The organism is Tardiphaga sp. 215_C5_N2_1 (assembly GCF_052076055.1).
GTDB classification, from domain to species: Bacteria; Pseudomonadota; Alphaproteobacteria; order Rhizobiales; family Xanthobacteraceae; genus Tardiphaga; species Tardiphaga robiniae.
The window spans coordinates 277,735-291,837 of the sequence record NZ_CP197240.1 but is presented as its reverse complement, the minus strand read 5'-3'; the positions used below and the strand labels follow the sequence as shown (position 1 = coordinate 291,837).

Annotated in this window: 13 protein-coding genes; 5 read left to right on the top strand and 8 right to left on the bottom strand. The window is 61.2% G+C overall.

What is annotated here, in order from left to right; translation table 11 throughout:
• Positions 1–30: 30 nt before the first annotated feature.
• The 4 genes from AB7828_RS01320 to AB7828_RS01305 all read left to right on the top strand — a co-directional run bounded on the left by AB7828_RS01320 (position 31) and on the right by AB7828_RS01305 (position 3,649).
• A complete protein-coding gene (locus AB7828_RS01320; RefSeq protein ID WP_441229178.1) occupies positions 31–729 on the top strand; it encodes a fumarylacetoacetate hydrolase family protein in 699 nt (232 codons plus the stop codon).
• 78 nt (positions 730–807) lie between these two features.
• Positions 808–1,833, top strand: coding sequence for an LLM class flavin-dependent oxidoreductase (locus AB7828_RS01315; RefSeq protein ID WP_441229177.1), 1,026 nt, complete (start codon positions 808–810; stop codon positions 1,831–1,833).
• Positions 1,834–1,929: 96 nt separating this feature from the next.
• A complete protein-coding gene (locus AB7828_RS01310; protein ID WP_231077434.1) occupies positions 1,930–2,226 on the top strand; it encodes a hypothetical protein in 297 nt (98 codons plus the stop codon).
• 22 nt (positions 2,227–2,248) lie between these two features.
• Entirely contained in the window at positions 2,249–3,649 is a 1,401-nt protein-coding gene (locus tag AB7828_RS01305; protein ID WP_231077435.1) for a S8 family serine peptidase, read from the top strand.
• A 23-nt stretch (positions 3,650–3,672) separates the two neighbouring features.
• On the opposite strand, the gene ahcY is transcribed toward AB7828_RS01305, so the two are convergent.
• The 3 genes from ahcY to AB7828_RS01290 all read right to left on the bottom strand — a co-directional run bounded on the left by ahcY (position 3,673) and on the right by AB7828_RS01290 (position 7,909).
• On the bottom strand, positions 3,673–5,094 hold the full coding sequence (ahcY, locus tag AB7828_RS01300; protein ID WP_231077436.1) for an adenosylhomocysteinase: 1,422 nt from the start codon (positions 5,092–5,094) through the stop codon (positions 3,673–3,675).
• Between the two features lie 205 nt (positions 5,095–5,299).
• On the bottom strand, positions 5,300–6,493 hold the full coding sequence (metK, locus tag AB7828_RS01295) for a methionine adenosyltransferase (protein WP_089268239.1): 1,194 nt from the start codon (positions 6,491–6,493) through the stop codon (positions 5,300–5,302).
• A gap of 60 nt (positions 6,494–6,553) precedes the next feature.
• On the bottom strand, positions 6,554–7,909 hold the full coding sequence (locus AB7828_RS01290) for a hypothetical protein (RefSeq protein ID WP_089268228.1): 1,356 nt from the start codon (positions 7,907–7,909) through the stop codon (positions 6,554–6,556).
• A gap of 198 nt (positions 7,910–8,107) precedes the next feature.
• Between AB7828_RS01290 and AB7828_RS01285 the strand changes: the two genes are divergently transcribed.
• On the top strand, positions 8,108–9,418 hold the full coding sequence (locus AB7828_RS01285; protein WP_441229176.1) for a UDP-glucose dehydrogenase family protein: 1,311 nt from the start codon (positions 8,108–8,110) through the stop codon (positions 9,416–9,418).
• A gap of 86 nt (positions 9,419–9,504) precedes the next feature.
• On the opposite strand, the gene AB7828_RS01280 is transcribed toward AB7828_RS01285, so the two are convergent.
• From AB7828_RS01280 to AB7828_RS01260, 5 genes are read right to left on the bottom strand one after another with little or no spacing between them, the layout of a single operon-like run.
• A complete protein-coding gene (locus AB7828_RS01280; protein ID WP_116660575.1) occupies positions 9,505–10,623 on the bottom strand; it encodes a cobalamin-independent methionine synthase II family protein in 1,119 nt (372 codons plus the stop codon).
• A 31-nt stretch (positions 10,624–10,654) separates the two neighbouring features.
• Complete coding sequence (locus tag AB7828_RS01275; protein WP_441229175.1) at positions 10,655–11,401, bottom strand: ABC transporter ATP-binding protein; 747 nt, start codon at positions 11,399–11,401, stop codon at positions 10,655–10,657.
• Positions 11,394–12,146, bottom strand: a complete 753-nt coding sequence (locus AB7828_RS01270; RefSeq protein ID WP_089268231.1) for an ABC transporter ATP-binding protein — start codon at positions 12,144–12,146, stop codon at positions 11,394–11,396. The genes AB7828_RS01275 and AB7828_RS01270 overlap by 8 nt, the downstream gene beginning before the upstream one ends.
• Positions 12,143–13,186 carry a branched-chain amino acid ABC transporter permease gene (locus tag AB7828_RS01265; RefSeq protein WP_441229174.1) on the bottom strand — a complete coding sequence of 348 codons (1,044 nt, stop codon included), beginning with the start codon at positions 13,184–13,186 and terminating at the stop codon, positions 12,143–12,145. Before AB7828_RS01265 ends, AB7828_RS01270 begins: the two co-directional genes overlap by 4 nt.
• 7 nt (positions 13,187–13,193) lie before the next feature.
• Positions 13,194–14,060 (bottom strand): branched-chain amino acid ABC transporter permease, encoded by an 867-nt coding sequence (locus AB7828_RS01260; protein WP_068738185.1) that lies wholly within the window; start codon positions 14,058–14,060, stop codon positions 13,194–13,196.
• Positions 14,061–14,103: the final 43 nt, after the last annotated feature.

The following is a 14,103-nucleotide window of genomic DNA, read 5'->3' as shown; positions in this document are numbered from 1 at the left end:
CAGCCTTCACAACCAGCCCGAGAGCCGTCCATGACCGCATCGTTCGTTATCGCCCCTCCGCCACAGGCCACCATCGCCGTTCAGGGCGAGACTTCGACATTCCCGGTGCGCCGTGTCTGGTGCGTGGGCCGCAACTATCTCGAGCACATCCGCGAACTCGGCAATGACGAGCGCAACCCTCCCTTCTTCTTCGCCAAGCACGCCGACATGATCGTGCCAGATGGCAGCGAGATCCCCTACCCGACCCTGACCAAGGACATGCAGCACGAGGTCGAACTCGTTGTCGCGCTGAAGAGCGGCGGCCTCAACATCTCGCCGGAAAAGGCACTCGATCACGTCTGGGGCTATGGCGTCAGCGTCGATCTCACCCGCCGCGACCTCCAGACCATCTCGCGCAAGAAAGAGCAGCCCTGGGAAATCGGCAAGTCGTTCGACATGTCGGCGCCCACCGGCGCGCTGGTGCCCGCTTCGAAGGTCGGCCATCCCTCCAAGGGTAAGATCTGGCTCTCGGTGAACGGTACCGAACGCCAGAAGGGCGACCTGTCCGAGATGATCTGGAACATCGCCGAGATCATCGCGAAGCTCTCGCTGCAGGTCGAACTCGGTGCCGGCGACGTCATCCTGACCGGTACCCCGGCCGGCGTTGCGGCGCTTCAGCCGGGCGACAAGGTCGAATGCGGCGTCGATGGCATCGGCACCTTGAAGTTCGAAATAACCAAACTCAAGTAAGGCCCGCACGCCTTTATTGCGAAAGGCCGCGCATGATGCGCGGCCTTTTTCGTTTCGGCTCCATCAGGGAAGCGATCCATGCCGCTCGAACTAGGTCTCGACACGTTCGGTGACGTCACACGTGGCGCCGGCGGCGAAATGCTGTCACATGCACAAGTCATCCGCAATGTCATCGACGAGGCCGTCCTCGCCGATCAGCTCGGCGTCGACTTCTTTGGCGTCGGCGAGCATCACCGCGCAGACTTTGCCGTATCGACGCCCGAAGTCGTGCTCGCGGCCATCGCCGCACGCACCAAGCGCATTCGCCTCGGTTCCGCCGTGACCGTGCTGAGCTCCGACGATCCGATCCGCGTTTTCCAGCGCTTTGCCACCGTGGATGCTGTCTCCAACGGCCGGGCCGAAGTCATCCTCGGCCGCGGCTCGTTCACAGAATCCTTCCCGCTGTTCGGCTTCAAGCTCGACCAGTACGAGACGCTGTTCGAGGACAAGCTGGATCTGTTCGCAGCGCTCGCGTCTGAGCCAGAAGTGACCTGGAGCGGCACGACCCGCCCGCCCCTCACCAATCAGCGTGTCTATCCGCCGATCGAAACCGGCAATCTGACAACATGGATCGGCGTCGGCGGCAGCCCTGAGTCGGTCGTCCGCGCCGTGCGCTACGACCTGCCCTTGATGCTGGCGATCATCGGCGGTGAGCCCGAGCGGTTCAAACCCTATGTCGATCTCTATCATCGCGCCTATGTGCAGATCGATCGGCCGGTGAAGCCGATCGGCGTGCATTCGCCAGGCTATGTCGCCGTCAGCGACGAGCAGGCGCGTGAGGAACTGTGGTCTGATTACAAAGCAATGCGCGATCGCATCGGCAAGGAGCGCGGCTGGCCGCCGATGCAACGCCGCGAATTCGATCAGGAAGCCGAACACGGATCGCTCTATGTGGGATCGCCAGAGACCGTGGCGAAGAAGATCGCGAAAACCGCGAAGGCGCTCGGCATTTCGCGCTTCGATCTGAAATACAGCGCGGGGCCATTGCCGCATGAGAAGCTGATGACGTGTATCGAGCTATACGGAACAAAGGTCATTCCGATGGTGCGGGATATTCTACGCTGAGCGGACCACGAACGCGGCAAGATACAAAGCTGGAGGACTGCTCGATACCCGGACGTTTCGTGCTATTATCTTGGCTAGGCCGGTTCGAGGTATCGAATGCCCGACAACAATGACCCAATCCTGACACTACGGATCGCTCTAGATTCCCCGAGCGCTGGGATCTCGACAACCGCGGGCAGCCAGCTTAATGCGGCAGGCTTTTCTATTGAGGCGGCTACGCCAAGGAGCCTCATGGTCGAAGGAAAGCAATCTTTAATTGAACAATTCTTTGAAACACGCATTGATTTTATCGAGAACTCACCTCAATTTAAAGGTGAGCCGACCTTTGGTCGGCTTCCGGGCGGGATGGGTTATCGGGCATATTTTCCGAGAAGGCCGACCCCGTTTCCGTAACTAACCATCGGTGGGGGTAATCATGGCGGATCAGGTCGTTGTACGGTTGGTGCCGAAATCGCGCAGCCGCGCACCTCGGCTCGATTTTGCTCTGGAATCCATTCAGATAAAACCGCAGGAATTCTCACCAGATCCGGCTCGGGCACGTTCGGCTCTCAACTACTTCGCTGCAAACAGATCGGTAGAGGTAAAACCGACCGAAAAGAATCGCGTCGAGCTTGCAATGGGCCGACAGGAGTTCAATGAGCTGTTCGGCGTGACGTTGCAGCCCGGCGAATATTCTGATCGCCACAAGAACCGGACGCCACAAGCCGAAACTTTCCTGGTGCCAGAGAAGGCCCTCAAAATACCCACTCCGCTTAAGGATACAATTGACTACGCCTACATTCCTCGTCCGATTGAATTTTACAGCGCCTCCTATCGCCCGCCATCGGAAGACGTTCCCCATCTCCATCTCGATGACGTCCGCGCTGCGCTGAACGCGCCGCGTGCCCATCGACAGGACTGGACCGGACGTGGCGTCAAAGTCGCTATGGTCGACAGCGGATTCTTCCCGCACCCGTTCTTCGCAGCGAACGGCTACAAACTCATCGCTTCCGCCGCGCCAGGAGCAGAGAATCCGCAGGATGATCCAACCGGACACGGCACTGGCGAGTGCGCCAATATATTCGCGATTGCGCCGGATTGCACGGTGTATGGCGTCAAGAGCAGCATCAGCGCGGCGTCTTCACTGGAAGCGGCGATCGGCCTCGGTCCTGATGTTATGTCGAATTCATGGGGGTATGATGTAGACGTCAGGTCGCGTGATCAGCTCAAGATCGCGGACCCAAATTTCTTCAACGAGATGGTCGATATCGAGACCATCCTGTCCGACGCCGTTCAAGCCGGCATTATCGTTGTGTTCTCTTCAGGCAACGGCCATCACGCGTTTCCAGGCTGTATGCCCCAAGTGATTTCGGCAGGTGGTGTGACCATCCTTGAGGACGGATCACTCGAAGCATCGAGCTATGCCAGCTCGTTCGAGAGCCAGTTCTATCCTGGGCGTAGAATTCCCGATCTGTGTGGGGTCGTAGGTGCGGCAGGCTCGAATCCGCAGAAAAATCATATCATGCTGCCGGTTCCCCCCACCTCCACATTGGATGGTCTGAACTTCTCGTCCAACCGAAAGGGCACGGGCTGGGGGATTTTCTCAGGCACATCGGCCGCCTGCCCTCAATTGGCGGGAGCCGTCGCCTTGCTAAAAGAGATTCGTAAAAACGTTAATAGCGAGCAGGCTCGAACAGCTCTGTCGAAGACAGCAACTGATGTTGCGTCCGGCACAACTGCGATGGGCACTCAAGCCGCAGTTGGCCCGGACCTTGCGACCGGTGCGGGTTTAGCAAGCGTCAGGTCAGCCTGCGAGTTTATCGCATCGATGACCTGACGCCCGTCATAGGCAAACCGAACTCAGTAGCGGTAGTGGTCTGCCTTGAACGGACCTTCCTGCTTCACGCCGATATAGTCGGCCTGGTCCTTGCGCAGCTTGGTGAGGTTCACGCCGATCTTGGCGAGATGCAGCATCGCCACCTTCTCGTCGAGCGACTTCGGCAGCACATAGACTTCCTTCTTGTACTTGCCGTCCTTGTTGTTGGCATAGAGTTCGATCTGCGCCAGCGTCTGGTTGGTGAAGGATGCCGACATCACGAAGGACGGGTGACCCATGGCATTGCCGAGGTTCACGAGGCGGCCTTCCGACAGCATGATGATGCGGTGACCGTCGGGGAACGTGATTTCGTCGACCTGCGGCTTGATGTTGTCCCACTTCAGGTTCTTCAGCGACGCGATCTGGATCTCGTTATCGAAGTGACCGATGTTACAGACGATGGCACGATCCTTCATCGCGCGCATGTGCTCGATGGTGATGATGTCCTTGTTGCCGGTCGCGGTGACGAAGATGTCGGCCTGAGGCGCGGCGTCTTCCATCGTGACGACCTGATAGCCTTCCATCGCCGCCTGCAGCGCGCAGATCGGATCGACTTCGGAGACCATCACGCGGCAGCCGGCCTGGCGCAACGAAGCGGCCGAGCCCTTGCCGACGTCGCCGAAGCCGGCGACCATCGCGACCTTACCCGACATCATCACGTCGGTGCCGCGGCGGATGCCGTCGACCAGCGATTCACGGCAGCCATAGAGGTTGTCGAACTTCGACTTGGTGACGGAGTCATTGACGTTGATCGCGGGCCACAGCAGCGTACCGGCCTTCTGCATGTCGTACAGACGATGCACGCCCGTGGTGGTCTCTTCCGAAACACCCTTGATGCTCTCGGCAATCGCCTTGAAATAGCCCTTCGGCTTTTCCTTGAGTTGCTTCTTGAGCAGCGCGAAGAACACTTCCTCTTCTTCCGAAGCGGGCTTGTCGAGGAACGCCGTGTCGCCGTTCTCTGCCTTGAGGCCGAGATGGACATACATGGTGGCGTCGCCGCCGTCATCGAGGATCATGTTGGGGTGACCGCCGCCGTGCCAGTCGAACAGCTTTGCGGTGTAGTCCCAGTATTCGGTCAGGGTTTCGCCCTTGATGGCAAATACCGGAATGCCGGCAGCGGCGATCGCGGCTGCGGCGTGATCCTGGGTCGAATAGATATTGCACGAGACCCAGCGGATGTCGGCGCCGAGTGCCTTCAGCGTCTCGATCAGCACGCCGGTCTGAATGGTCATGTGCAGCGAGCCGGCGATGCGGGCGCCTTTCAGTACCTGCTTCGGGCCGTATTCCTCGCGGGTGGCCATCAGGCCTGGCATCTCGGTCTCGGCGATCGAGAGCTCCTTGCGGCCGAAGGCGGCGAGGTTGATGTCTTTGACGATGTAGTCGGTGAAACCGTTGGGGGCGGTCATATTTGAATCCTTGTTCCTATAGTGCGAGAGGTTCTCGCGGACGCTCAAAATTGCGCCCTCTCCCCTCGCGGGAGAGGGCTGCACAGACGGTCACGACATACTCGGTTCGGAGAGGGGGCTGGTCGTAGGCCCTCTCCCGCCTTCGCTTCGCGAAGGCACCCTCTCCCACTGCGCAAAGCTTCGCCGGGGGAGAGGGGAAGTAAGATCAGACGTTGCGCTTCAGCGCATCGACGAGGTCGGTCTTCTCCCAGGAGAAGCCGCCGTCGGCATCCGGCGTGCGACCGAAATGACCGTAGGCCGACGTACGGGCGTAGATCGGCTTGTTGAGGTCGAGATGCTTGCGGATGCCGCGCGGTGTCAGATCCATCGCGGCAGCAACGGCCTTCTCGATGGCATCGTCAGCGACCTTGCCGGTGCCGTGGGTGTCGACATAGATCGACAGCGGGCGCGCCACACCGATGGCGTAAGCGAGCTGCAGCGTCGCCTTGTCGGCGAGGCCTGCGGCAACGATGTTCTTGGCGACGTAACGCGCAGCGTAAGCGGCCGAACGGTCCACCTTGGTGGAGTCCTTGCCCGAGAATGCACCGCCACCATGCGGGGCTGCGCCGCCGTAGGTATCGACGATGATCTTGCGGCCGGTGAGACCTGCGTCGCCATCGGGACCGCCGATGAAGAACTTGCCGGTTGGGTTGATGTGCCAGATCGTCTTGTCGCTGATCCAGCCATCCGGCAGCGCCTTGCGGACGTAGGGCTCGACGCGTTCGCGCACCTGGTTCGAGGTCATGTCCTCAACGAGATGCTGATGCGAGACGACGATTTCGCGCACGCCGACCGGCTTGCCGTTTTCGTACTGCACGGTGACCTGGCTCTTGGAGTCCGGACCGAGCACCTTTTCTGTACCGGCATGACGGGCTTCCGAGATCAGGCGCAGAATCTTGTGCGCGTAGAAGATCGGTGCCGGCATCAGCTCGGGCGTTTCGTTGGTGGCATAACCGAACATGATGCCCTGGTCGCCAGCGCCTTCTTCGGCATTGGTCGGCTGCTTGGCATCGACGCCCTGTGCGATATCGGCCGACTGCGGATGCAGCAGAATCTCGACGTCGGCGGTCTTCCAGTGGAAACCGTCCTGCTCGTAGCCGATGTCCTTGATGGCGGCGCGAACGACGGCTTCGATGTGGTCGTTGGTGACGGTGGATGGACCGCGGGTCTCGCCGGCGATCACAACCTTGTTGGTGGTGGCGAGGGTTTCGCAGGCAGCGCGAATATCCCAGGGATCAATGCCCGCCTTCGGGCCTTCGCGGAAGAACAGATCGACGATCTCGTCGGAGATACGGTCGCAGACCTTGTCGGGATGGCCTTCGGAAACCGATTCACTGGTGAAGAGATAAGACGCGCGCATCAACTGGTCCTCTAGGTTGCGCCGGAGCCCGGCAGCCTTTGTCACATTGTTCCAGAAATGTCAGTCGCGACGCCGCGAGATGACGTAGGATTCGTCGTAGAACCAGAGACCGTTGTGCTTGCGCAAAACTTCTCGGGTGGCATCCAGGTAACGGCCGCTCTCCGTCACTTCCGTCAAACGGTCATCCTCGATTTGAGCCACGTAAACCGCCGCGTTCCACGCTGCAAAAGCCGTCGAAGTTCCGATCGATCCGGTCACCTCGTTCGGCAGCGCCTCCATGGCGTAGCGAAAGATCGACCGCTGGTCGGAATAGGCATTGAAGTTCAGATCGCGGCCGGCTGAGCCCAGCTCGTATTTCACTGCGCGCAATAGCTCATGACGGCTCACGGCGAAAGGGTTTTCTTTGGGCCAGACGGCTTGGACGATCTCCATACCGGGGTCCTGCCCATGCGAGTGGATACCGATCAGTCGCCCACCTGCCCGCAGCGCCCGGGCCAGCGGCGCCATGATCCGTTTGGCCCGAAATTGCACCGAAGACTTCGCCCGATAGGGCTGGGAGGCGATAATCAGGTCAAAATTGGCCTCCGTGCGCCCTGCGCGGGGGATAATAGAATCCAGCAGGAACCGGTGATCCTCGCGATAAACCACCAGCGCCACGGGCCGTTCATAGGTCGGCATGCCTGATCGGGGGTTGATGCTGGCCCGCCAGTTGTCCTCAAGAAAAGCTCCAAGTCCGGCGATCTGGTCGGCGAATTCGCCGGACGAAGCCCCCCGCAGCGGAACTTCGTGCCAGATCATGGCGGCCGCGGCGGCCGGCGATGCCGGGGTCAGTGTGGGCGCCTCGGCATAATGCATGTTGGTCAGCACGAAGACCGTGGCCGGATGTTCGAACAACCGATCCGGCACCTTGTCGAGAGTCAGTCGCACATCCTCCAGGCTGAGCTCCTTGCCGGCGATATAGAACGGCATATGCGGAAAACGGCCGTGCATCGAGCGCATCACCCGCGCCAGCACCGTGCCGTCACCGACGCCCGCATCGAACACCCGCAGCGCTGGCGGGCGCGGATGGATGCTTGCCAATTCGAGGCCGACGCGATCGGCAATGACCCGCTTTTCCGAGCAGGTATGGACAAACAGCAGGTATTTCTGCCGGTTCTCGAAGAAGCGGAAATTGCTGCGCGGATCGCGACGCTCGATTGGCGGCTCCAGCCCGCGTGGCGGCGGCACGCCCTCCGGCATCGACTGGGCGATGAAGGCCTGAATCCGCTCCAGCGTGTCGATAGTGATGCGCTTTCCCTCACGCAGGCGATTCACCAGCTTGCCGTCGTTGACGGCCCGGCGACCGAAGGTCGACTCCGCCATCTCCGCCTGTCGGCAGAAATCGGAGATGATTCCGAGGATCTGATCGTTCTTCATGTGCGGGGATGTGACCGGATGTGCGGGGATGTGACCGGAAGTGGGCAGAATTATGCTCGGCCCACTCTTTAGCACAGTCTGCCCACAGATGAAATGCCCCCTTCGATCCGCCTGCCGTCGTGTGAAAGTCGCGCGCTTCTGCTAGGATGTGCCAAGTTCAAATTCTCGCCTCTCGATCACTCAAAACGGGCTTTCTCCATGCGCATTGCGATGATCGGCACCGGTTACGTCGGCCTTGTGTCCGGCGCCTGCTTCGCCGATTTCGGCCATAGCGTGATCTGCGTGGACAAGGACAGCAGCAAGATCGACGCCCTGCTCCGTGGCGAGATCCCGATCTTCGAGCCCGGCCTGGACGCGCTGGTGGCCAGCAATGTGAAAAGCGGCCGGCTCGGCTTCAGTCTCGACCTCAGTGAAGCCGTGAAGACGGCGGATGCCGTGTTCATCGCGGTCGGCACCCCGTCCCGCCGCGGCGATGGCCACGCTGATCTCAGCTACGTGCATGCCGCCGCGCGCGAGATCGCCGCCAACCTGCGCGATTTTACCGTGGTCATCACCAAGTCGACCGTGCCTGTCGGCACCGGCGACGATGTGGAACGCATCATCAAGGAAGCCAATCCCGACGCCGACGTCGCCGTGGCGTCAAACCCGGAATTCCTGCGCGAGGGCGCCGCGATCCGCGACTTCAAGCATCCGGACCGGATCGTTGTCGGCACCGACGACGAGCGCGCACGCACGGTGATCTCGGAGATCTATCGCCCGCTTTATCTCAATCAGGCGCCCATCATGTATACGGGTCGGCGCACGGCCGAGCTGATCAAATACGCCGCCAACGCGTTCCTCGCGACCAAGATCACCTTCATCAATGAAATCGCTGATCTGGCCGAGCGCACCGGCGCGGATGTCCAGGACGTCGCGCGTGGCATCGGCCTCGATAACCGCATCGGCGCGAAGTTCCTGCATGCGGGTCCCGGCTTCGGTGGCTCGTGTTTTCCGAAGGATACCCGCGCACTGGTCAAGACCGGTCAGGACTACGACGCGCCGCTGCGGATCGTCGAGGCCGTCCTCACCGTCAACGATAACCGCAAGCGCGCCATGGCCCGCAAGGTGTCTGCCGCGCTCGGCGGCAATCTGCGCGGCAAGACCGTCGGCGTGCTCGGACTGACATTCAAGCCCAACACCGACGACATGCGCGAGGCGCCGTCGATCCCCCTGATCACCGCGCTTCAGGATCTCGGCGCGACGGTGCAAGCCTACGATCCCGTCGGCATGGAACAGGCCAGGCACGAACTGCCGGATATCACCTATTGCGACGATGCCTATGCCTGCGCGACTGGCGCCGACGCGCTCGTGATCGTGACCGAATGGGAGCAGTTCCGCGCACTCGACCTCGCGCAAGTGAAGCAGAAGATGAAGCAGCCGGTCATCGTGGACCTGCGCAACATCTACCGCCCCGAGGAGATGGAGAAGGCCGGATTCACCTATGAAAGCGTGGGCCGCGGCAAGTCCTGAGAGCTCATCGTCAGGAGACTAAATGCAAATGCCCGGCAAAAGCCGGGCATTTTTGTTGGCGAGCCGCCGGTCAGGCGACAACGGGCTTACTTGCCCCACAACTCGTTCGCGACATCGACCGCGAGCTTGAGCTTGGCCCACTGCTCTTCCTCGCTGAGGATGTTGCCTTCCTCGGTGGAGGCGAAGCCACATTGCGGCGACACGGCCAGCTGCTCGAGCGGCGCGAACTTCGAAGCCTCTTGCAGGCGCGCCTTGATGTCTTCCTTCTTCTCGAGCTCGCCGAACTTCGAGGTGATGACACCAACCACGACGACCTTGTTGCCCTTCGGCAGGAAGCGCAGCGGTTCGAAGCCGCCTGCACGATCCGAATCGTATTCGAGGAAGTAGCCGTCGTAATTGGTACCAGCGAGCAGCGTTTCAGCCACTGGCTCGTAGCCGCCCGACGAAATCCAGGTGGAGCGGAAGTTGCCGCGGCAGACATGCGTGGTGATCACCATATCCGCAGGACGCTCGGCGATCGCGTAATTGATGATGCGCGAATAGATCTGCTGCAGATTGTCGGCATCCTCGCCGCGCGCACGGACCTTGTTCAGCTCGTCTTCCGAGCAGAGATAGGCCCAGACCGTGTCGTCGAACTGCAGGTAGCGGCAGCCGGCGTCATAGAACGCCTTCACCGCCTTGCGATAGGTCTTGGCGAGATCCTCGAAGAACACTTCGATATCCGGATAGACCTCCTTCGAGATCGCCTTGCGACCGCCGCGGAAATGCAGAACAGCCGGCGACGGAATGGTCATTTTCGCGGTGACGCCCGCCGTGTCGCAATGCTTCTTCAGGAACTTGAAGTGCGCCAGCATCGGATGATCGTCGGGGAAATCCACCTTGCCGATCACGCGCACCGAGTCATGACGGGTCTCGACGCCGGTGAACTGGATGCCGGTGTCGGGATGATAGAGTTCGCAGCCGGTCAGCTTGGCGAGGAAGTCGAAGTGCCACCACGAACGACGGAACTCGCCGTCGGTGGCTAGCTTGAGGCCGGTCGAGGCCTGGCGATGCACAACCTTCTCGATCTCGATGTCTTCGACCTTGCGCAGGTCGTCGGCCGAAATCTCGCCCTTCTCCAGCTTGGCGCGCGCTTCCTTGATCGATGCGGGCCGCAACAGGCTGCCGACTTCGTCGGCACGGAACGGGGCTTTGGTTCTCTGCATAGTCGTTACTCCAGAATGTTCGGTTTGCAGATCAGCCGGGTGTGCCGGCCGTGTGTTTATTCTTGCTGCCGGCAGCGCCGGCGACGCCGAGGAAATGCTCCAGCACGGCAGGATCGGATTTCAAAGCAGCACTCGTTGCATCATGCACGATGGTGCCGCGTTCCAATATCACGACACGATCGGCGAGCCCGAGTATTTTTTGTGCATTCTGTTCCACGATGATGGAGCAGATGCCGCCGGCGCGTGTGATCTTGCCAAGCGCTGCCAGCAATTCATCGACGATGATCGGCGCAAGGCCTTCGGTCGGTTCATCCAGCAGCAGCACCTGCGGATTGAGCGTCAGTGCCCGACCGATCGCCAGCATCTGCTGTTCGCCGCCGGAGAGTTGATTGCCGAAATTGTTCTTGCGCTCTTCGAGCCGCGGAAACATCTCGTAGATCTTCTTGACGTCCCATGGCCCGGGCTGCGCCACGGCGGTCATGTTTTCTTCCACGGTGAGCGAGCGGAAGATATTGCGCTCCTGCGGCACCCAGCCGATGCCGGCTCGCGCACGCTGGTCCGGCCGCAGCGACGTGATGTCCTTCCCGTCGAGCTTCAGCGTGCCGCTGAAGCGGCGGGTAACGCCGACGATGGAATTGATCAGCGTGGTCTTGCCGGTGCCGTTGCGCCCGAGCAGTGCCAGTACCTGGCTTTCGCCGAGTTGCAGCGTCATCTTGGGAATGACCACGGCTTCGCCATAGCCCGCGCGCAGGTCATTGATGTCGAGAAGGTCAGACATCGGCGCCCTCGCCCAGATACACGGCCTTTACGCGCGGATCGCGCGCCACTTCGTCCGGCGGGCCTTCCACGAGCATGGCGCCCGCGACCAGCACAGAGATCCGATCGGCAAAGGAGAATACCAGATCCATGTCGTGCTCGATCAGCAGCACCGTGACGTCGCGCGGCAGGCTGGCGACGGCCGAGAGAATATCGTGGCGCTCGCTTTCCGGTACACCCGCAGCCGGCTCGTCGAGCAGCAGCACACGCGGCTTGGTGGCGATGGCGACGGCGATCTCAAGAAGGCGCTGCTTGCCATAGGGCAATGTCGCCGTCGGCTCATTCATGACGTCGAGCAGATGAAAGCGCGCGAGGTTTTCCGCGATCGCGTCATTGACGTCACTGCGGGTGCCCATGCGACGCCACCAGTCGCTGCCATGGCCGAGATGTTCGGACGCAGCGAGACCGACCGTCTCCAGCGGCGTCATGTCAGGATAGAGCTGATTGATCTGGAACGTCCGCGACAGCCCGCGCAGCACGCGCTTGTGCACCGGCAGGCCGGTGATGTCGTTGCCTTCGAGCAGGATGCGGCCGGAATTCGGCTTGAGCACGCCGGTCAGAAGATTGATCACGGTGGTCTTGCCGGCACCGTTCGGGCCGATCAGCGCATGGCGCGCACCGGCCTCGATCTTCAGCGACAGGTCACGGGTGACCCGCAGCCCACCGAAGGACTTTTCGAGATTGACGGTTTCCAGCGCGATGGTCATGGCGCCTCACCTTCCGGCGCAACGACCGGCGTCTTGGCACGGCCGAACTTGCTCGCGATCAGCCGCGGCAGAAACAGCGCCCAGCGATGCATCCGGTCGCGGCCGATCAGCACGATGACTACCAGCACGGCACCAATCCAGAACTGCCAGTATTGCGGCGTGATCGTCGAGAACAGTTCCTGCAGCAATTTGAAGATCACGGCACCAATCAACCCGCCATAGAGATAGCCGGTGCCGCCAATGATCAGGACCAGCATCAGGTCGGCCGAGCGGTCGAAGGCAAAACCGTCGAGCGAGGCCAGCGCCGTCGTCTGCGTCGAGAGTGCACCGGCAACGCCCGCATAGAAGGCAGCAATGGTATAGATCGCGATCAGTCGGCGATTGACTGGAATGCCGATCGCCGCGGCGCGCAGCGGATTGTTGCGGATCGCTCGCAGCGACAGGCCGAATGGCGAATGCACGATGCGTCGCGCCAACAGGAACAAGACGAACAGCACGCAGAGACAATAGATGAAGCCGACCTTGCCGAAGATGTCGAACGAGAACTGGCCGAGAATCGGCGCCATCTCGATGCCTTGAAGGCCATCGGAGCCACCGGTGATATTTGAAAAGCGGTTGGCGAGTTCGCGCAGTAACAGCGCAATACCGAGCGTCACCATTAGCCGCGTCAGATCTGACCCGCGCATGACGAGGAAGCTCGTCACGAAACCGAGCGCCATTGCGGCGAGACCGGCAACAACCAATGCAATCACCGGCTCGGTGACGATGCCGTGCAGTGCCAACAAACCCGCCGCGTAGCCACCGAAGCCGAAGAATGCGGCGTGGCCGAGCGAGACGATGCCGGCATAGCCGAGGATGAGATCGAGCGAGAGCGCGAACAGCGCGAGCCAGGCGATTTCGGTCAGGATCAGGTAGCGGTTCGGGAACAGCAGGATGCAGCCTGCGGCGAGCAGCCAGAATACGACTTCGGGCCAGCGCCATTGCGCGCGCGCCATGGCGAATTGGCCTACTTCCGGATGGGCGGTGCTGTTTACTGTCATGATGCCCTCACCGCGCCGCGGTGCGGCCGAACAGGCCGTTCGGGCGCCAGATCAGGATCACGATCATCATGGTGTAGATCACGAAGGCGCCGAGCTTCGGCACGTAATATTTGCCGGCTACATCGCCGATGCCGAGCAGCAGCGAGGCGAGGAACGGCCCGGTGATGCTGGACGAGCCGCCGACCGTCACCACGATCAGGAAGTAGATCATGAATTTCAGCGGGAAATACGGATCGAGGCCGAGGATTTCGGCGCCAAGTGCGCCGCCCATGCCAGCCAATCCGCAGCCGAAGGCAAAGGTCAGTGCGAAGACTTGCGGGACATTGATGCCGAGACCCGACGCGGCGCGTGGATCATCGACCGCGGCGCGCAGCCGGCTGCCGAAGCGCGTCTTCGACAGGATCATCTGCAATGCGATGGTGAGCAATCCGCAGATCACGATGATCATCAGACGATAGCGACCGACGCCAAGGCCGAACAGATTGATCTGGCCCTGCAGATAATCCGGGAGATGGATGAAGGTCTGCGCCGAGCCCATGAAGTAGTCCATCGCCGTCACGGACATGAAGACGAGGCCGATGGTGAACAGCACCTGGTCGAGATGGCTGCGCGTATAGAGATGGCGATATAGCGATCGCTCAAGCACGGCGCCGATCGCCGCGCTCACCACGAAAGCAATCGGCAAAGCCGCAAAGAATGGCAGGCCGGCGCGATTGACCAGGATCGCGCAAGCATAGCCGCCCGCCATGGCGAAGGCACCGTGGGCGAGGTTGACGAAGTTCATCAGCCCCAGCGTCACCGCCAGCCCGCACGCCAGCACGAACAGCAACATGCCGTAGGCGACGCCGTCGAACAGAATGGTGAGAAGGGTCATGCAGTCTTTCGTACTTTCTTGTCCCTCCGCCCTTGCGGGGAGG

What these genes read in the sequence shown, in the direction of transcription:
- AB7828_RS01320 (WP_441229178.1), top strand. Translation starts at nt 31, where the DNA reads ATGACCGCATCGTTCGTTATCGCCCCTCCGCCACAGGCCACCATCGCC.
- AB7828_RS01315 (WP_441229177.1), top strand. Translation starts at nt 808, where the DNA reads ATGCCGCTCGAACTAGGTCTCGACACGTTCGGTGACGTCACACGTGGC.
- AB7828_RS01310 (WP_231077434.1), top strand. Translation starts at nt 1,930, where the DNA reads ATGCCCGACAACAATGACCCAATCCTGACACTACGGATCGCTCTAGAT.
- AB7828_RS01305 (WP_231077435.1), top strand. Translation starts at nt 2,249, where the DNA reads ATGGCGGATCAGGTCGTTGTACGGTTGGTGCCGAAATCGCGCAGCCGC.
- ahcY (WP_231077436.1), bottom strand. Translation starts at nt 5,094, where the DNA reads ATGACCGCCCCCAACGGTTTCACCGACTACATCGTCAAAGACATCAAC.
- metK (WP_089268239.1), bottom strand. Translation starts at nt 6,493, where the DNA reads ATGCGCGCGTCTTATCTCTTCACCAGTGAATCGGTTTCCGAAGGCCAT.
- AB7828_RS01290 (WP_089268228.1), bottom strand. Translation starts at nt 7,909, where the DNA reads ATGAAGAACGATCAGATCCTCGGAATCATCTCCGATTTCTGCCGACAG.
- AB7828_RS01285 (WP_441229176.1), top strand. Translation starts at nt 8,108, where the DNA reads ATGCGCATTGCGATGATCGGCACCGGTTACGTCGGCCTTGTGTCCGGC.
- AB7828_RS01280 (WP_116660575.1), bottom strand. Translation starts at nt 10,623, where the DNA reads ATGCAGAGAACCAAAGCCCCGTTCCGTGCCGACGAAGTCGGCAGCCTG.
- AB7828_RS01275 (WP_441229175.1), bottom strand. Translation starts at nt 11,401, where the DNA reads ATGTCTGACCTTCTCGACATCAATGACCTGCGCGCGGGCTATGGCGAA.
- AB7828_RS01270 (WP_089268231.1), bottom strand. Translation starts at nt 12,146, where the DNA reads ATGACCATCGCGCTGGAAACCGTCAATCTCGAAAAGTCCTTCGGTGGG.
- AB7828_RS01265 (WP_441229174.1), bottom strand. Translation starts at nt 13,186, where the DNA reads ATGACAGTAAACAGCACCGCCCATCCGGAAGTAGGCCAATTCGCCATG.
- AB7828_RS01260 (WP_068738185.1), bottom strand. Translation starts at nt 14,060, where the DNA reads ATGACCCTTCTCACCATTCTGTTCGACGGCGTCGCCTACGGCATGTTG.